Origin of the sequence: Hydrogenophaga sp. (assembly GCF_018780075.1) — a bacterium.
GTDB lineage: Bacteria > Pseudomonadota > Gammaproteobacteria > Burkholderiales > Burkholderiaceae_C > Hydrogenophaga.
On sequence record NZ_JADMKB010000105.1, the window covers coordinates 115647 to 132902 of the forward strand.

Sequence of the window (17256 nt, forward strand, 5' to 3'; positions counted from 1 at the left end):
CGGTTCTCATGCTGTGACCTTTCCGTGGTTCTCGCGGCGCAGGCTGGACACGTCGTCCACCGAGCCGAGGTAGGCCTCGATCACGCCCGGGTCGCGCTGCACCTCGGCCGGCGTGCCGGTGGCCAGCTCGGCGCCCATGCTCATGGCGAGCACGCGGTCGGACACCTTGGACACCAGCGTCATGTCGTGCTCGACCATCAGCACCGTGATGCCGAGTTCGTTCTTGATGTCGGCGATCCAGAACGCCATGTCTTCGGTTTCCTCGACATTCAGGCCCGAAGACGGCTCGTCGAGCAGCAGCAGCTGGGGCTCGGTGCACAGCGCGCGCGCCAGCTCCACCACCTTGCGCACGCCGTAGGGCAGGCCGGCGATCATGGATTCGCGGTGGTGCTGCAGGTTCAGGAAATCGATCACCTGCTCGACCTTCTCGCGCGCCTCGATCTCGGCGGCGCGGGTCTTGCCGCTGAAGAAAATCTCGCTCCACAGGCCGGTGCGGCGGTGCGTGTGGCGGCCGATCAGCAGGTTCTGCAGCACGGTGGCGTGTTCGAACAGCTCGATGTTCTGAAACGTGCGCGCGATGCCCAGGCCCGCGATCTTGTGCGGCGGCTGCTCGGTGAGCGTGAGCGTGCCGTTCGGGCCCGCGTATTGGATCTGGCCGCTGGTCGGCGTGTAGATGCGGCTGATGAGGTTGAACACGGTGGTCTTGCCGGCGCCGTTGGGGCCGATCAGCGTGAACACCTCGCCCTTCTTGACGTCGAAGCTCACGTTGTTCACCGCCAGCACGCCACCGAAGCGCACGCTGAGGTTCTGGGCGGAAAGTAAAACCCCCCCCGCGCCGCCTTCGGCGTCACCCCCCAGGGGGCGGCGCTGGTGGCCCGGCAAAGCCGGTTCCACGGCGCCCTCGGTAGGAGCCCGGACTTCGTGTGGGACGTTCGGGTGGGTCATTTCAATCGGTCGGACTTCTGGAAGGATTTCTGCCGCTTGAACATGCCCTTGCGGTAGAACGGGAACAGCTGGAACCAGGTGCGGACCTTGAGCCAGCGGCCGTACAGGCCCATGGGTTCGAACAGCACGAAGGTGATCAGCACCAGGCCATATACCGTGCCCTGCAGGCCGGTGGACTGGCCGATGGCCTCGGGCAGGTAGTCCTTGCCGAGCGAGATCAGCTGCGGCATCACGATCAGGAAGATCGCGCCGAGGAAGGCGCCGTGGATCGAGCCCAGCCCGCCGATCACCACCATCAGCAGCAGGTCGATCGACTGGATGATGCTGAACTGATCGGGCGACAGGAACTGGATCTTGTGCGCGTACAGCGCGCCGCCGATGCCGGCCAGCGCCGACGAGAGCGCGAAGCTCATGGTCTTGTAGCGCGCGAGGTGGATGCCCATGCTCTGCGCCGAAATCTCCGAGTCGCGGATCGCCACGAAGGCGCGGCCGGTGGACGAACGCATGAGGTTCACGATGGCCAGCGTGGCCAGTACGGTGACCACCAGACACAGGAAGTAGAACTCGTTGGTGGACTCCAGCTCCCAGCCGAACATGGCCGGTGGGTTCACCGAGAGCCCCGAGTTGCCGCCGGTCACGCTTTCCCAGCGCGCCAGGCCTTCTTCGACGATGAAGCCGAAGGCCAGCGTGGCCATGCCGAGGTAGATGCCCTTGACGCGCAACGCCGGCAGGCCCACCACCATGCCCACGGCCGCGGCCAGCAGGCCGGCGCAGGCCATCGCCATCGGAAAGGGCACACCGGCGTTGACCATCACCGTCTCGGTGTAGGCGCCCACGCCGAGGAAGGCCGCGTGGCCGAGCGAGAACAGCCCCGTGAAGCCCGCGAGCAGCATCAGCCCCAGGCCCACCACGGCGTAGATCAGCACGAAGGTCAGCTGCGCCAGCCAGTACTCCTCCATCACCCAGGGCGCGGTCAGCAGGAACAGGCCCAGCAGGCTGTACCAGAACACGTGCCCGCCGTGTTTGGCGAGCTGGATGTCCTGGTTGTAGTCGGTCTTGAAGATAAACCTCATAGCCCCCCCGCAGCGCCTTCGGCGCTACCCCCCCAGGGGGGCGCCACCAGCGGCCCGGCAAAGCCGGTTCCGCGGTGGCTCTGGTTGGGGATAAGGCGCTCGTTGTGCTTGGGCGTCTTCATACTTTTTTTCTGAGTTTTTCGCCAAAGAGGCCGTTGGGTTTCAGCACCAGCATCAGCAGCACCACGATGTAGGGCGCGATGTCCTTGAAACCTTCGGGCAGGTAGAAGCCCGAGAACGATTCGACGAGGCCGATGATCAGACCGCCCACGATGGCGCCGGGCAGGCTGCCGAAGCCGCCGACCACGGCGGCCGGGAAGGCCTTGAGGCCGATGAAGCCCATGTTGGCGTGCACGAAGGTGATGGGCGCGAGCAGCAGGCCGGCGACGGCGGCCACACCCGCGGCCAGTCCCCAGACCAGGCCGTTGAGCCGCTTGACCGGGATGCCCATGTAGTAGGCGGCGAGCTGGTTCTGCGACGAGGCCTGCATGGCCACCCCCAGCTTGGAGTAGCGGAACATCGCAAACAGCCCGGCGCACAGCAGGCCGGTGACGCCGATCACCACGATCTGTTCGGCCGACACCACCAGCGTGCCCAGGCGCAGCAACTCGCCCGCGTAGGGCACAGGCAGGGTGTGGGTGTCGGTGCCGACGTTGGGGATCATGGTGATCAGGCCGCGCAGCACGTAGCCCACGCCGATGGTCAGCATCACGATGGAAAACGCGGGCTGGCCCAGGATGGGGCGGATCACCAGGCGCTCCAGCACCACGCCAAACAGACCCATGCCGATGATGGCCGCCGGCACCGCCAGCCAGAACGGAAAACCCAGCGCCGTCATGGCGGCCAGGCCACCGAAAGCGCCCACCATCATCAGGTCGCCCTGGGCGAAGCTCACGGTCTCCGTGGCCTTGTAGATCAGCACGAACCCCAGGGCGATGAGCCCGTAGATGCACCCCTGGGCCACGCCGCTGATGAGCAGTTGCAGCAATTGCACGCGCTTGTCTCCTGTGGTTCGGGTGGTCTGGGGCCGAGGTCGCTGCTGCAAGTTCTGTGGCACGCCGCCCTGACGTTGTGCGGTGTTTATAGCGGCCTTGCCCCAGACTGACGCTAGGGTTGTCCCGATGGAAGTCGCCGATGCGCCAGTGCGATTTATTTTTACAGAGCAAATGCTTGGCATAAATAGTGCAAACCCGTATGCTGTGCCTTCAGCTTCGGGAAACACCTCATGAAGTCCATCCGCATCGGCGCCGGCCTCGGCTTTTACGGCGACCACTGGGAACCGGTGGTCGCCAGCATCGAGCGCGGCGACGTGCAGTTCATCGCCAGCGACCACCTGGCCGAACTCACGCTCGCCATCCTGCAGAAAGACCGGCAGCGCGACCCCGCGCTGGGCTACGCGCGCGACGTGGTGCCCATGCTGCTGCGGCTGTGGCCGCTGATGCAGGCGCGCGGCGTGCGCTTCGTCTGCAACGCCGGCGGGCTGAACCCGATGGGCGCGGCGCAGGCGGTGCTGGCGGCGTTCGCGGCCAAGGGCTGGCGGGCGCGCATCGCGGTGGTGAGTGGCGACGACGTGTTGCCTCGTTTGCTGGACGCATCGACACCCTCCGATGCACTGGCCCACCTGTTCACCGGCGAACCGGTCTCGCGGGTGCGCGAGCGCCTGGTGTTCGGCAACGCCTACCTGGGCGCGGCGCCCATCGTGCAGGCGCTGGACGCGGGCGCTGAGATCGTGATCACCGGCCGGGTGGCCGACGCCGCGCTGTTCCTCGGGCCCATCGCACACCGCCTGGGCTGGGACTTGAACGCCACCGACGCCACCGGGCTGGACCGGCTGGCGCAAGGCCTCACCGTGGGCCACCTGCTCGAATGTTCGGGCCAGGGCAGCGGCGGCAACTTCGGCAGCCAGGGCGCGTGGAAAGACATTCCCGATCTCGCGCACATCGGGTATCCCATTGCCGAGGTGTGGCAAGACGGAACGGCGCTGATCACCAAGGCGCCCGGCACCGGCGGGCGCATCAACTTCGACACGGTGCGCCAGCAGCTGCTCTACGAGGTGCACAACCCGCACGCCTACCACTCGCCCGACGTGGTGCTGGACATGAGTGACATCACGCTGCACGACGAAGGCCATCACCGCGTGCGCCTCACCGGCGCGCGCGGCACGGCACCGGGGCATCAACTCAAGGTGGTGGCGGGCTACCGCGACGGCCACAAGGCCGAGGTGACCTGGGGCTTCTCGTGGCCCGACGCCTGGGACAAGGCGCAGGCGGCCATCGCCACCATCCGCAGCCAGCTGGCCGACACATCCATCCCGCACGACGAGCTGTTTGTGGAGTACCCGGGGCTGAACTCGGCGCACGGGCCGCTGGCGCCGCTGCCCGATGCGGCCACGCTGAACGGCATGAACGAAATCTGGACCCGCATGGTGTTGCGCACGCCATCGAAGGCCGCCGCCGACGGCTTCGGCCGCCTGTTCCCGTGGATCGGCCTGAGCGGCCCGGCCTACACCTGCGGCTTCACGGGGCTGCACAACACCAGCGAGCTGCTGGGCATCTGGCCGACGTTGATACCGCGTGCGTTGGTGGAGCCGCAGGTACGGGTCGAACTCATCGGAGACACGCCATGAGCACTGTTCGCATACCCCTCGTGCGCATCGCCCACGCGCGCAGCGGCGACAAGGCCGACTGGGTGGACTTCGGGCTGTTCGCCTGGAACGCCGCGGGCTACCGGCTGCTGGAGCGCGAGGTCACGGCCGAGCGCGTGCGCGCGCACTTCGCACCCTGGCTGCCGGGCGAGGTGGACGCCTGGGCGCTGCCCCGCATCCTCGCGTTCAAGTTCGTGCTCAAGGGCGCGCTGCAGGGCGGCGGCGCGCGCAACCTGCGGCTCGACAACCTGGGCAAGTCCATGGCGGGGGCGTTGCTGCGGATGGAAATCGAGGTGACGGCCGCCGAGCTGACCGAGGCGCTGGACACGCCTCGCGTGGGCTGGTGGGGGGAGGACCCGCCCGCTCCTCTGCAGGAAGGAATGACATGAATCCATCCGCCGTCACCACCGACCAACAGGACGACATCTGGATCGTCACCCTGAACCGCCCGGAGGTCCGCAACGCCGTGGGCGGCGCCACCGCGTTGGCCCTGCACGCCGCCTTCCTGGCATTTGAAGACGATCAGAACGCCAAGGTCGCGGTGTTCCACGGTGCCCACGGCCATTTCTGCGCCGGCTGGGACCTGCAGCACAGCGCCCGGCTGGCCGCGTCGGGTGCATCCGGCGGGCTTGAACAGCTCGACTTCGATGCGGAAGACCCACGCGCTCTCGGCCCCATGGGGCCGTCGCGCCTGCGGCTGTCCAAACCGGTGATCGCGGCGGTCAGCGGTGCGGCCGTGGCCGGCGGCATGGAGCTCGCGCTCTGGTGCGATCTGCGCGTGATGGAGGCCGATGCCTACTTCGGCGTCTATTGCCGGCGCTTCGGCGTGCCGCTGATCGACGGCGGCACCGTGCGCCTGCCGCGCCTGATCGGCATGGGCCATGCGATGGACCTGATCCTCACCGGACGCAAGGTCGAGGCCGCCGAGGCTTTGCAGATGGGCCTGGCCAACCGCGTGGTCCCCACCGGTCAGGCGCGCACAGCCGCCATTGCGCTGGCGCAGCAGCTCGCCGCCTTCCCACAGGCCACGATGCGCGCCGACCGTGAGAGCGCGTGGGCCCAGTGGGACCTGCCCATGGGCGAGGCCCTGCAGCAGGAATGGCAACGCGGCAAGGCGCGCATCCCCGACGCGCTGGAGGGCGCCACGCGCTTCGCGCAAGGGCAGGGTCGCCACGGCCAGTTCTGATACGGTTTCGCCTTCAAACGCATAACGGCGTTGCAACGCCATGCCGTGCCTTCGCACTGTCTGCGGCTTCGCGCCTGGTTCTGCGCTTGAATGCAAAACCGCATGGCCGCCATTCCATCGGCGGCCCCCGCGGTCGCACCGCGATTGGTCCCCCACTCGGGGTCCCTCCAGCCCATCATCGGGGCCATGAACGCTTCCATGACCGACGGCACCCAGGTGCTCGTGCTGCAACACCTGAACGAAGACGGGCCGGGCCACCTGGGTCAGTGGCTCGACGAGCAGGGTGTTCGCTGGCAGGTGCGGTGCACCGAAGCCGGCGAGGCCTACCCCGCCTCGGTGAAGGGCATCAAGGGCCTGGCCGTGCTGGGCGGCGCCTGGAGCGCCAACGATGACCGTCCCTCGCTGCGCCAAGCCGAGGCCCTGATCCGCGAAGCCGATGCGCTGGGCATTCCGGTGCTGGGCCACTGCCTGGGCGGCCAGCTCATGGCGCGCGCCTTCGGCGGTCGCGTCGAGACACTGGCACAGCCTGAAATCGGCTGGCATCCGATCCATCACAACGGCAGCGCCACGGCTCGCGCCTGGCTGGGCGAGGCCCCCGATGCCACGGTCTACCAGTGGCACCACGACAGCTTCGTCGATCTGCCGCCCGGTGCCGAGCTGATCGCCAGCTCACTGGCCTGCGCCCACCAGGCCTTCGCCCTGCGGCAGCACCTGGCGATGCAGTTCCACATCGAGATCACACCGGCCAAGATCGCTGACTGGCTGGCCCGTCCCGGGGCGGCCTACGGGCCAGCGGTGCGAGCCCACCCCGATTCGGTGCAGGCGCCCGAGGCCATGCGTGCGGCCACCGCGCTGCACCAGCCCGGCAGCGAAGCGCTGGCGCGCCGCATTTACGAAGCCTGGCGCTCGCGCTGGGCTCGGTGAGTCGGTTCAGGCCATCAAGCCAGGAATCTTCAGCCCGTCCTTGGGAATGGGCCGTGGCTTGCCTTCCACGTCGATCGCCACATAGGTCAGGCTGGCTTCGGTCACCTTCACGTACTGGCCTTGCGCCGAGAAGCGTTCGGCGAACACCTCGACCTGCACCGTGATGGACGTGTTGCCCAGGCGCGTGACGTGGGAGAAGAAGCTCAGGATGTCGCCCACGCGCACCGGCTGCTTGAAGATGAACTGGTTCACCGCCACCGTGGCCAGACGGCCGCGCACGTAGCGCGCCGGCAGCACGGCGCCGGCCAGATCGACCTGGGCCATGACCCAGCCACCGAAGATGTCGCCGTTGCCGTTGGTGTCGGCGGGCATGGGGATGACCTTGAGCACCAGTTCGCGGTGGTCCCTGGGCAGGTCGGTTTCCGGGCGAGGGCTTGATTCGTTGGACATGGGCACAATCTCTGAATAACTGTTGCCCCATTGTCCCGCATGCGTCCCTCCTCTTCGTCCCGCGCCTCCATTCCCTTGCCCGCCGGGCCGGACACCGCTGCCGGGCCGGCGCCGCGCCGCTCCGACTGGGCCACGCTGCAGCGCCTGTTCCCCTACCTGTGGCAATACAAATGGCGCGTCGGTTTGGCGCTGAGCTTCATGGTGGCGGCCAAGATGGCCAACGTGGGCGTGCCGCTGCTGCTCAAGGAGCTGGTGGACGCGATGACCATCAAGCCCGGCAGCGTGGAAGCCATGCTGGTGGTGCCGCTGGGTCTGCTGCTGGCCTACGGCCTGCTGCGCCTGTCCACCAGCCTGTTCACCGAGCTGCGCGAGCTGGTGTTCGCCAAGGCCACCGAAGGCGCCACGCGCAGCATCGCGCTGCAGGTGTTTGGCCACCTGCACGCGCTGAGCCTGCGTTTCCACCTGGAGCGCCAGACCGGCGGCATGACGCGCGACATCGAACGCGGCACGCGCGGCGTGCAGTCGCTGATCTCGTACTCGCTCTACAGCATCTTCCCCACGCTCATCGAGGTGGTGATGGTGCTCACGCTGCTGGGCACCAAGTTCGACATGGGCTATGTCTGGATCACGCTGGTGGCGCTGGTGCTCTACGTGAGCTTCACCGTGACCGTGACCGAGTGGCGCACCAAGTTCCGGCGCGAGATGAACGAGCTGGAATCGACCAGCCAGACGCGCGCCATCGACTCGCTGCTGAACTACGAAACCGTCAAGTACTTCAACAACGAAGCGTTCGAGGGCCGGCGCTACGACGAGGCGCTGGAGAAGCTGCGCCGTGCGCGCATCAAGAGCCAGACCACGCTCTCGCTGCTCAACACCGGCCAGCAGCTCGTGATCGCGGTGGCGCTGGTGCTGATGCTCTACCGCGCCACCCAGGGCGTGGCCGAAGGCCACATGACGCTGGGCGACCTGGTGATGGTCAATGCCTTCATGATCCAGCTCTACATCCCGCTGGGCTTTCTGGGCGTGCTCTACCGCGAGATCAAGCAGAGCCTGACCGACCTGGACAAAATGTTCGTGCTGCTGGAGAAAGAGCGCGAGATCGCCGACCGGCCGGGTGCGCAGGACCTGGTGCTGGACGGCCCACCCTCGGTGAAGTTCGACAACGTGCGCTTCTCGTACGAACCGGCGCGCGAGATCCTGCACGGCATCAGCTTTCAGATCCCGGCCGGCAAGACGGTGGCGGTGGTCGGGCCTTCGGGGTCTGGCAAGAGCACGCTGGCACGGCTGCTCTACCGCTTCTACGACGTCACGAACCACGAGCCGGGTGGTCCCCACGGTGGTGGTCGCATCACCATCAACGGCCAGGACATCCACGAAGTCACGCAGTCCAGCGTGCGCCAGGCCATCGGCATCGTGCCGCAGGACACGGTGCTGTTCAACGACACCATCGAATACAACATCCTCTACGGCCGGCCCGACGCCGGGCACGAAGCCGCGGTGGCGGCGGCGCAGGCCGCGCACATCCACGGCTTCATCGAGAAACTGCCGCTGGGTTACGCCACCACGGTGGGCGAGCGCGGCCTGAAGCTGTCGGGTGGCGAGAAGCAGCGGGTGGCGATTGCGCGCACCTTGCTGAAGAACCCGCCCATCGTGATCTTCGACGAAGCGACGTCGGCGCTGGATTCGGCGAACGAGCGGGCGATCCAGGCGGAGTTGAAGAGCGCGGCGCGGAACAAGACCTCACTGGTGATCGCGCACCGCTTGTCGACGGTGGTGGATGCGCATGAAATTCTTGTTTTGGTGAATGGCGAGATCGTGGAGCGAGGGGCGCACTCGCAGCTGGTGTCTGCCGGAGGCGTCTACGCTGGGATGTGGGCTTTGCAGCAGTCTGGGACGGACTGAGCTTCTTCTTGATTCGTGGCTTTTGTGGGCCGGGTCTCGGCCCGGCGGCCGACCTTCTTTTCTTTGCTCCGCCAAAGAAAAGAAGGCAAAAGAAAGGCGGGCCGAAGTCCGGGGCCCTACGGGCTGCCTTGCGCTGCTCGGTTCGCCCGGGGTGCGCGCAAACTCGCTTCGCTCAAACATGCGCGCCCCTGCTTCCGGGCGCCCCTGCGCTGCTCAGCCCGGCCTTGACGGCGGCAAGCGGGATCGGATTCGGGAGCGGACTCCCCTTCTTCACACACTCTCTCTGGGAGAGGGCAGGGGTGAGGGCAACGCCAGCCGAGTGACCGGAGCGACCCCCGCCCACCTTCAATCCGCCTGCATCTTTCCCGTCTGCTCGTACCGGTTGTGCCAGCTCAGCGCCTCGTCCAGCAAATGCGGCGTGTGCATGCCGCCGTGCCCGGCGCGCGCATTCGCCTCGCTGCGTTCCACGTAGTTCAGCAGCGCGGGCTGGAAGTCGGGGTGGGCGCAGCGTTCGATGATGCGGCGCGAGCGCTGGCGCGGTGACAGGCCGCGCAGGTCGGCCAGGCCCTGTTCGGTGACGATGATCTGCACGTCGTGTTCGGTGTGGTCCACGTGGCTGACCATGGGCACGATGCAGCTGATGCTGCCGCCCTTGGCGGTGGACGGGGTCATGAACACCGAGAGGTAGGCGTTGCGCGCGAAGTCGCCCGAGCCGCCGATGCCGTTCATGATGCGCGTGCCCATCACGTGGGTGGAGTTCACGTTGCCGTACAGGTCGGCTTCGATCATGCCGTTCATGGCGATGATGCCCAGGCGGCGGATCACCTCGGGGTGGTTGCTGATCTCCTGTGGCCGCAGCACGATGCGCTCGCGGTAGAGGTCGAGGTTGGCCAGGAACTCCTGCATCACGGGCGCCGAAAACGAGAGCGCGGTGGACGAGGCCATGGCCATCTTGCCGGACTTGAGCATGGCCAGCATGCCGTCCTGCAGCACCTCGGTGTAACCCTGCAGGTTGTTGAACGGGCCCTCGTTCAGGCTCTCCATCACGGCGTTGGCGATGTTGCCCACGCCGGACTGCAGCGGCAACAGCTCGGGCGGCAGGCGGCCCTGGGCCACCTCGTCCTGCAGGAAGGCCATCAGGTGGCCGGCGATGCGTTTCGAGGCTTCGTCGGGCGCCGAAAAGCGGGTGTCGCGGTCCGGCAGGTTCGTTTCGACGATGGCGATCACCTTGGCCGGGTCGCAGCGCAGGTAGGGCTCGCCGATGCGGTCACCGGCGTGCGTCATCGGGATCGGCTTGCGGTGCGGCGGGCGCTCGGTGCCGTAGTAGATGTCGTGCATGCCTTCCAGGTCCAGCGTGTGGCCGTGGTTGACCTCCAGGATGACCTTGTCGGCCTGGTCCAGCCAGGTCTTGTTGTTGCCCACCGAGGTGGCCGGGATCAGGCGGCCGTCTTCCAGGATGCCGGCGACCTCGATCACGGCCACGTTGAGCTGGCCAAGGAAGCCGAACCACACGTACTGCGCCACGTGCGAGAGGTGGATGTCGATGTAGGCCATCTCGCCGTCGTTGATGCGCGCGCGGCAGGTCGGGTCGGACTGGTAGGGCAGGCGCATGTCCATGCCGCCCACCTTGGCCAGCGCGCCATCGAGCTCGGGCGCGGTGGAGGCGCCGGTCCAGACGCCGATGCGGAATGCTTTGCCGGCGTCGTGGTGGGCCTGGATGTGCTTCGCCAGCGCGAGCGGGATCGCCTTGGGGTAACCCGCGCCGGTGAAGCCGCTCATGCCCACGTGGTCACCGTGTTCGATAAGGGCGGCGGCGGCCTCGGCCGACATGATTTTCTGGCGCAGGCCGGCGTGGGCGATGCGGGACGGGAAGACAGGGGGCGGATTCTGTGTCATGGTGTGAATTAAGGGTAAACCCTAGGGTGCGGGCATCGTAACGGATGACCGTGGCCACCAAGCGTCGAAAAAACACCGTTTCCGCGGGTTATGAGCGGCGCGCATAATCCGCGGCCATGGAAACCAAGTGGCTGGAAGACTTTGTGAGCCTGGCTGAAACCCGCAGCTTCAGCCGCTCGGCGCAGCTGCGCCATGTGACCCAGCCCGCGTTCTCGCGTCGCATCCAGTCGCTGGAAGCCTGGGCCGGCACCGATCTGGTGGACCGGTCGTCCTACCCCACGCGGCTCACGCCCGCCGGGCAGACGCTGTACGACCAGTCGATCGAGATGCTGCAGGCGCTGCAGAGCACGCGCGCCATGCTGCGCGCCCACACGGCGGCGGCGCAGGACGTGATCGAGTTCGCCGTGCCGCACACGCTGGCCTTCACGTTTTTCCCCTCGTGGCTCTCGGGCCTGCGCGAAAGCTGTGGCCCCATCAAGAGCCGCCTGATCGCGATGAACGTGCACGACGCCGTGATGCGCCTGGTGGAGGGCAGCTGCGACCTGCTGATCGCCTACCACCACACCTCGCAGCCGATCCAGCTCGACGCCGCGCGCTACGAGATGCTGCCGCTGGGGCGCGAGACGCTGGCGCCGTTCGTGAAGCCCAATGAGCAGGGTGAACCGCTGTTCACGCTGCCCGGCACGGTGGCCCATCCCTTGCCCTACCTGGCCTACGCGCCCGGTGCCTACATGGGCCGCGCGGTGGAGCAGGTGCTCAAGCAGAGCCCGACGCCGGTGCACCTGGACCGCATCTACGAGACCGACATGTCCGAGGGCCTGAAAGCCATGGCGCTCGAAGGCCACGGCATCGCCTTCCTGCCCGCCAGCGCCGTGCGGCGCGAACTGCGCGGCAAGCGACTGGTGAGTGCCGGACAGGGGCTGGACACCTCGCTGGACATTCGCATCTACCGCGAGCGGCCCGGCACCCGCAAAGGCAAGGGGTCGGTGGACGCCTTCTGGGAAGACCTGCAGACGCACCTGGCCCAGACCAAGGGCTGAGCCGGGCTGCCAGCGCGGCCGCGCTGCCGGGTGTGTCAGTCGGTGGCCGCCAGCGCCTCGCCCACGGCATTCACCAGCGAATCGATCTGCGCGGGCGTGGTGATGAAGGGCGGCGCGAGCTGGAGGGTGTCGGCGCCGTAGCGCACGTAAAAGCCCTTCTTCCAGCAGTGCATGGCCACCTGGTACGGCCGCAGCGCCGGACCGCCCGGTGCGTGTGCGATGGACAGGCCGGCGGCCAGCCCGTGGTTGCGGATGTCCAGCACGTGCTTCGCGCCCTGGAGGCTGTGCACGGCCTGCTCGAAATGCGGCGCCAGCGCGCGCACCTGCTGGGGCGCGTCTTCCTTCTCCAGCAGGTCCAGCGTCGCCAGGCCGGCGGCGCAGCCCAGCGGGTGGGCCGAATAGGTGTAGCCGTGCGCGAACTCGACCAGGTAGTCCGGGCCACCCGCGGTCATGAAGGTGTTGTAGATCTCCGACGTGGCGACCACGCCACCCAGCGGTACCGCGCCGTTGGTGACCTGCTTGGCGAAGTTCAGGATGTCGGGCGTGACGCCGAAGGCCTCGGCGCCGGTCCAGGCGCCGCAGCGGCCGAAGCCGGTGATGACCTCGTCGAAGATCAGCAGGATGTGGTTCTGGGTGCAGATCTCGCGCAGGCGCTGCAGGTAGCCCACGGGCGGAATCACCACGCCGGCCGAACCCGAGAAAGGTTCGACGATGACGGCGGCGATGTTGCTGGCGTCGTGCAGCGCGATCAGGTCCAGCAGCCGGTTGGCCAGCGCCTCGCCGCCTTCGGCTGGCATGCCCTTGATGAACGAGCCGGCCGGCGGCTGGGTGTGCGGCAGGTGGTCGGCTTCGACGCCCTGGCCGAAGGTCTTGCGGTTGCCGCCGATGCCACCGACCGAGATGCCGCCGAAATTGACGCCGTGGTAGCCCTTTTCGCGGCCGATGAAGCGGGTCTTGCTGGCCTGGCCCTTGAGGCGCCAGTAGGCCCGGGCCATCTTGAGCGCGGTGTCGGCCGACTCCGAGCCCGAGCCGGTGAAGAACACCCGGTCCAGGCCGGCGGGCATGTGCTGCACGATCTTTTCGGCCAGCTGGAACGCGGCCGGGTGGCCGAACTGGAAGGCGGGCGAATAGTCCAGCGTCGCGGCCTGTTGTGCGATCGCCTGGGCGATCTCGCTGCGGCAGTGGCCCAGGCCGCAGGTCCACAGGCCCGAGAGCCCGTCGAAGATGCGGCGACCCTGCGCATCGATCAGGTGCACGCCTTCGCCCGCCACGATCAGCCGCGGGTCGGCCTTGAACTGGCGGTTGCCCGAGAAAGGCATCCAGTGGGCGTCGAGCTGGGCCGCGGTCAGTCCGGCGGTGGATTTCAGGTCGGTCATGTCCATGGTGGGGTTCCGGTAGGGGAAAAAGCAGCCGCAGTCAGCTGCAGGAGCCGCGATTCTGGGACCGGTGTCGAATTCATTCAACGGCAACGTGGCACCATACAGTTTCATATCCACGAAACAAAGGCGGTGAGGCATGGCGCATTCCAAGGCCTGGCTGGGGCAGGTGGGCGACACCGACATCCGGCTGCTCAAGGTGTTCAAGGCGGTGGTCGACTGCGGTGGCATGGCGGCGGCCGAGCTGGAGCTCAACATCGGCCGCTCCACCATCAGCCGCCACGTGAAGGACCTGGAGCAGCGCCTGGGGCTGGTGCTGTGCCGGCGCGGGCGCGGCGGCTTCGCGCTGACCGACGACGGCCAGCGGGTGCACGCCGACACGCTGCAGCTGCTCGACGCGCTGGAGTCGTTCCGCACCCACGTCGGTCAGATGCACGGGGAGCTCACCGGCACGCTGCGCCTGGGCCTGTTCGACAAGACCGTGACCAACCCCGCCGCGCGCATCGACCGCGCCATCCGCGCGTTTCGTGAGCGGGCGCCGCAGGTGCGGCTGGACCTGACGGTGGGGGCGATCAATGTGCTCGAACCCGCGGTGATCGACGGCCAGCTGCAGCTGGCCATCGTGCCCGACCACCGGCGCTCGCAAAGCCTGAACTACGCGCCGCTGTTCCCCGAGCAGATGCGCCTGTACGGCGGGCGCGAACACCCCTTGTTTGGTCGCCAGCGGGTGGGGCTGGACGACCTGCGGGCGGTGGAGTTCGCCGGGCTGGCCTTTCACTCCCCCAACATGGAGGCGACGCGCCGCTTGGGGCTCAAGCGCAGCGCCGTGGTCAACGACCAGGAGGCGGTCGCGCTGCTGGTGCGCTCGGGCCGCTACGTGGGCTTCCTGCCCGAGCACTACGCGGCGCTGTTCGAGGCCCAGGGCGAGATGCGGCGCCTGGGCCCGGCGGAGGTGGGCTATCTGGTGGACTTCGTTGCGGTGACGCGCGGGCCGTCGTCGACCTCGCGCCTGACGCAGACCTTCCTGCAGTGTCTGGTGGCGGCCCACGCCCCGGCCTGAATTGAAACACCCCCGCCGCGCTTCGCGCGACCCCCTCAAGGGGGCGGCACTGGCCGGCCGGCGAAGCCGGACCGGCGGTGCCCTGGGCGGCACCGGTTCATGCCGCGGGGTGGCCAGCGGGCCCGGGGGCCATGGGACAATTCGGGCGACCGTAGGAACCGATGCCATGACCCCAGACACCCTGACCCTCACCCGCCCCGACGACTGGCACCTGCACGTGCGCGACGGCGATGCCCTGCACACCGTGGTGCCGCACACGGCCGCTCAGTTCGGCCGCGCGATCATCATGCCCAACCTCAAGCCGCCGGTGACCACCGCGGCCCAGGCCCTGGCCTACGCCGAGCGCATCCGCGCCGCCGTGCCGGCGGGCGTGGCCTTCGAGCCGCTGATGACGCTGTACCTGACCGACAACCTGCCGGCCGACGAGATCGCCCGCGCCAAAGACGCCGGCGTGGTCGCCGTCAAGCTCTACCCGGCCGGCGCCACCACCAACAGCGACGCGGGCGTGACCGACATCCGCAAGACCTACCAAACGCTCGAAGCCATGCAGAAGGCCGGTGTGCTGCTGCTGGTGCACGGCGAAGTCACGTCGCCGGACATCGACCTGTTCGACCGCGAGGCCGTCTTCATCGAGCAGCAGCTCGAACCCCTGCGCAAGGACTTTCCGGGCCTGAAGATCGTGATGGAGCACATCACCACCAAAGAGGCGGCGCAGTACGTGGCCGAGGCCGACGCCAACCTGGGCGCCACCATCACCGCCCACCACCTGCTCTACAACCGCAACGCCATCTTCACCGGCGGCATCCGCCCGCACTACTACTGCCTGCCGGTCTTGAAGCGCGAAACCCACCGCCAGGCCTTGGTGGCCGCGGCCACCGGTGGTAACGCCAAATTCTTCCTGGGTACCGACAGCGCGCCGCACCCGGCCCACCTGAAGGAACACGCCACTGGCTGCGCCGGCTGTTACACCGCCCACGCCGCGATCGAGATGTACGCCGAGGCGTTTGATGCCGCCGGTGCGCTCGACAAACTGGAAGGCTTCGCGAGCTTTCACGGTGCGGACTTCTACGGCCTGCCGCGCAACACCGGCACCATCACGCTGAAGCGCGAAAGCTGGACGCCGCCCGAGAGTTTTGCCTTCGGCGAGGCCGAGCTGAAGCCCTTGCGTTCGGGCGAAGCACTGCCCTGGAAGCTGGTGGCCTGATCCGCATGTGTGCGGTGGGCAAGGCGGAGCAGACCTGGCCGGCGCCCGACTGGGCTCGGCCCTGGAACGCGCCGTTCGCCGAAGCGGGCGCTGCGGTGCGCAGTGCCTGCGAACAAGGTGTTCCGCTGCCGCAGGCGCTGACGCAGCGCGTCGGCACCGCAGGTCCGCGTTTCGTGCCGCAGACCGAGCTGCCCGAGGCCGTGGCCTACGAGCGGTTCATCTTCGACACCGGCACCGTGCCCACGCGCGAAGGCCTGCACGACTTCTTCAACGGCCTGTGCTGGCAACGTTTCCCCGCCACCAAGCGCCTGCTCAACCGCCTGCAGGCGGCCGAGATCCAGCAGGCCGGCGTGGGACAGGTGCGTGGGCCGGTGCGCGACGCGATCACGCTGTTCGATGAAAACGCCGTGCTGCTGCAGGCCCCGGACGCGCTCTGGGACGCGCTGGTCGCGCGCGAATGGACCCGCCTCTTCGTGGACCTGCGGCCCCTGTGGGCGCAGGCGCGGCTGGTGCTGTTCGGCCACGCCTTGTTGGAGAAGCTGGTCGCGCCCTACAAGTCCATCACCGGCCATGTCTACCGCGAGCCGGTGCCACTGGCCCTGGGCGGCGACCTGGGGGCGTGGGACGCCTGGCTGGCCGCTCGCCTGACGGCGGCAGAGCTGGGCGCCAAACCCTTCACGCCGCTGCCGGTGCTGGGCGTGCCGGGCTGGTGCCCCGCCAATGAAGACCCCGCTTACTATGCCGATGCCGGGGTGTTCCGCCCCAGGCGCGTGCCCGCCTGAGGCGCGCCGCGCCGCCGGCCGACGGCGCTCCCGATTGTTTTGCTGGACAACCCATGACATTGACCTCAACGTCTTCTGTGCCCTCGTGGGCGCACCTCAACCTGTCAACGGACGGCGACCGCGCCACACTCGCCGCCCACTTTCGAGAGACCGGCGTGCGCGACGTGGAGTGCCTGTTCGCCGACGTCACCGGCTACCCGCGCGGCAAGCTCATGCCCGCCGCCAGCTTCGCCGCGGGCAGCGAGCTGCGCATCTGCCAGGCGATCCCCATGCAGTGCGTGACGGGCGAGTACAGCGACGACCCGGTCTTCCCGGACAGCGACCCGGACGTGCGCCTGGTGCCCGATCTCCACACGCTCAAGCGCTCGCCCTGGGCCAGCACGCCGCGGTACCTGGCGGTGCACGACGCCCATGAAATGGACGGCAGCCTGTGCGAGTTCGCGCCGCGCTCGGTGCTGAAGAACGTGGTGGCGCGCTATGCCGCAGCGGGGCTCACGCCGGTGATCGCACCCGAGATCGAGTTCTACCTGACGGCCGCCATGACCGACCCGGCGTTGCCGCTGGCCTCGCCCACCGGCAAAGGCGGTCGCCCCGAGGTGGGCCAGTCGGCCTTCAGCCTGAACGCGCTCAACGAACTGGCGCCGTTCTGGGACGCCTTCCATGCCGCGATCGACGGCCTGGGCATCCGTGCCGACACCTGGCTGCACGAGGTGGGTGAAAACCAGTACGAGATCAACCTGCTGCACGGCGACCCGGTGGCGGTGGCCGACCAGG

The 17256-nt window shown here is 68.0% G+C and carries 15 protein-coding genes and 1 pseudogene; 10 read left to right on the forward strand and 6 right to left on the reverse strand.

Features of this window, described 5'->3' with window-relative positions:
- Positions 1–6: 6 nt before the first annotated feature.
- From IV088_RS17755 to IV088_RS17765, 3 genes are all read right to left on the reverse strand, one after another.
- Complete coding sequence (locus tag IV088_RS17755) at positions 7–894, reverse strand: ABC transporter ATP-binding protein (RefSeq protein ID WP_291104925.1); 888 nt, start codon at positions 892–894, stop codon at positions 7–9.
- 47 nt (positions 895–941) lie between these two features.
- Positions 942–2018, reverse strand: coding sequence for a branched-chain amino acid ABC transporter permease (locus IV088_RS17760; protein WP_291104927.1), 1077 nt, complete (start codon positions 2016–2018; stop codon positions 942–944).
- Positions 2019–2136: 118 nt separating this feature from the next.
- Positions 2137–3012 carry a branched-chain amino acid ABC transporter permease gene (locus IV088_RS17765; protein ID WP_291104929.1) on the reverse strand — a complete coding sequence of 292 codons (876 nt, stop codon included), beginning with the start codon at positions 3010–3012 and terminating at the stop codon, positions 2137–2139.
- 231 nt (positions 3013–3243) lie between these two features.
- Between IV088_RS17765 and IV088_RS17770 the strand changes: the two genes are divergently transcribed.
- The 4 genes from IV088_RS17770 (at position 3244) to IV088_RS17785 (ending at position 6772) form a co-directional block, all read left to right on the forward strand.
- The gene (locus IV088_RS17770) at positions 3244–4644 is read left to right on the forward strand and encodes an acyclic terpene utilization AtuA family protein (RefSeq protein ID WP_291104932.1); all 1401 of its coding nucleotides are present in this window, start codon (positions 3244–3246) and stop codon (positions 4642–4644) included.
- Positions 4641–5051, forward strand: coding sequence for a hypothetical protein (locus IV088_RS17775; protein ID WP_291104934.1), 411 nt, complete (start codon positions 4641–4643; stop codon positions 5049–5051). Before IV088_RS17770 ends, IV088_RS17775 begins: the two co-directional genes overlap by 4 nt.
- Positions 5048–5848, forward strand: a complete 801-nt coding sequence (locus IV088_RS17780) for a crotonase/enoyl-CoA hydratase family protein (RefSeq protein WP_291104935.1) — start codon at positions 5048–5050, stop codon at positions 5846–5848. The genes IV088_RS17775 and IV088_RS17780 overlap by 4 nt, the downstream gene beginning before the upstream one ends.
- Positions 5849–6034: 186 nt before the next feature.
- Positions 6035–6772 (forward strand): type 1 glutamine amidotransferase, encoded by a 738-nt coding sequence (locus IV088_RS17785; RefSeq protein WP_291104938.1) that lies wholly within the window; start codon positions 6035–6037, stop codon positions 6770–6772.
- Between the two features lie 6 nt (positions 6773–6778).
- Here IV088_RS17785 and IV088_RS17790 read toward each other — a convergent pair whose 3' ends face one another.
- Positions 6779–7222 (reverse strand): acyl-CoA thioesterase, encoded by a 444-nt coding sequence (locus tag IV088_RS17790; RefSeq protein WP_291104940.1) that lies wholly within the window; start codon positions 7220–7222, stop codon positions 6779–6781.
- A gap of 39 nt (positions 7223–7261) precedes the next feature.
- Between IV088_RS17790 and IV088_RS17795 the strand changes: the two genes are divergently transcribed.
- Positions 7262–9124, forward strand: coding sequence for an ABC transporter ATP-binding protein/permease (locus tag IV088_RS17795; RefSeq protein ID WP_291104943.1), 1863 nt, complete (start codon positions 7262–7264; stop codon positions 9122–9124).
- Positions 9125–9469: 345 nt separating this feature from the next.
- Here the strand turns inward: IV088_RS17795 and IV088_RS17800 are convergent, their stop codons facing one another.
- The gene (locus IV088_RS17800; RefSeq protein WP_291104945.1) at positions 9470–11020 is read right to left on the reverse strand and encodes an acetyl-CoA hydrolase/transferase family protein; all 1551 of its coding nucleotides are present in this window, start codon (positions 11018–11020) and stop codon (positions 9470–9472) included.
- Between the two features lie 116 nt (positions 11021–11136).
- Between IV088_RS17800 and IV088_RS17805 the strand changes: the two genes are divergently transcribed.
- Positions 11137–12060 (forward strand): LysR substrate-binding domain-containing protein, encoded by a 924-nt coding sequence (locus tag IV088_RS17805; RefSeq protein ID WP_291104947.1) that lies wholly within the window; start codon positions 11137–11139, stop codon positions 12058–12060.
- Between the two features lie 35 nt (positions 12061–12095).
- Here the strand turns inward: IV088_RS17805 and IV088_RS17810 are convergent, their stop codons facing one another.
- Positions 12096–13442 carry an aspartate aminotransferase family protein gene (locus tag IV088_RS17810; protein WP_291104950.1) on the reverse strand — a complete coding sequence of 449 codons (1347 nt, stop codon included), beginning with the start codon at positions 13440–13442 and terminating at the stop codon, positions 12096–12098.
- Positions 13443–13575: 133 nt separating this feature from the next.
- Here IV088_RS17810 and IV088_RS17815 point away from each other — a divergent pair, with 133 nt between their 5' ends.
- The 4 genes and pseudogenes from IV088_RS17815 to IV088_RS17830 form a co-directional block, all read left to right on the forward strand.
- On the forward strand, positions 13576–14496 hold the full coding sequence (locus IV088_RS17815; protein ID WP_291104952.1) for a LysR family transcriptional regulator: 921 nt from the start codon (positions 13576–13578) through the stop codon (positions 14494–14496).
- A gap of 166 nt (positions 14497–14662) precedes the next feature.
- On the forward strand, positions 14663–15700 hold the full coding sequence (gene pyrC / locus IV088_RS17820) for a dihydroorotase (RefSeq protein ID WP_291104954.1): 1038 nt from the start codon (positions 14663–14665) through the stop codon (positions 15698–15700).
- Between the two features lie 5 nt (positions 15701–15705).
- A complete protein-coding gene (locus IV088_RS17825) occupies positions 15706–16482 on the forward strand; it encodes a DUF3025 domain-containing protein (RefSeq protein WP_291104957.1) in 777 nt (258 codons plus the stop codon).
- Between the two features lie 53 nt (positions 16483–16535).
- Positions 16536–17256: pseudogene (locus IV088_RS17830) on the forward strand (glutamine synthetase); the annotation flags it as partial.

Coding starts and splice junctions, on each gene's coding strand:
- IV088_RS17760 (WP_291104927.1), bottom strand. CDS start 2,018: ATGAGGTTTATCTTCAAGACCGACTACAACCAGGACATCCAGCTCGCC.
- IV088_RS17770 (WP_291104932.1), top strand. CDS start 3,244: ATGAAGTCCATCCGCATCGGCGCCGGCCTCGGCTTTTACGGCGACCAC.
- IV088_RS17775 (WP_291104934.1), top strand. CDS start 4,641: ATGAGCACTGTTCGCATACCCCTCGTGCGCATCGCCCACGCGCGCAGC.
- IV088_RS17780 (WP_291104935.1), top strand. CDS start 5,048: ATGAATCCATCCGCCGTCACCACCGACCAACAGGACGACATCTGGATC.
- IV088_RS17785 (WP_291104938.1), top strand. CDS start 6,035: ATGAACGCTTCCATGACCGACGGCACCCAGGTGCTCGTGCTGCAACAC.
- IV088_RS17790 (WP_291104940.1), bottom strand. CDS start 7,222: ATGTCCAACGAATCAAGCCCTCGCCCGGAAACCGACCTGCCCAGGGAC.
- IV088_RS17795 (WP_291104943.1), top strand. CDS start 7,262: ATGCGTCCCTCCTCTTCGTCCCGCGCCTCCATTCCCTTGCCCGCCGGG.
- IV088_RS17800 (WP_291104945.1), bottom strand. CDS start 11,020: ATGACACAGAATCCGCCCCCTGTCTTCCCGTCCCGCATCGCCCACGCC.
- IV088_RS17805 (WP_291104947.1), top strand. CDS start 11,137: ATGGAAACCAAGTGGCTGGAAGACTTTGTGAGCCTGGCTGAAACCCGC.
- IV088_RS17810 (WP_291104950.1), bottom strand. CDS start 13,442: ATGGACATGACCGACCTGAAATCCACCGCCGGACTGACCGCGGCCCAG.
- IV088_RS17815 (WP_291104952.1), top strand. CDS start 13,576: ATGGCGCATTCCAAGGCCTGGCTGGGGCAGGTGGGCGACACCGACATC.
- pyrC (WP_291104954.1), top strand. CDS start 14,663: ATGACCCCAGACACCCTGACCCTCACCCGCCCCGACGACTGGCACCTG.
- IV088_RS17825 (WP_291104957.1), top strand. CDS start 15,706: ATGTGTGCGGTGGGCAAGGCGGAGCAGACCTGGCCGGCGCCCGACTGG.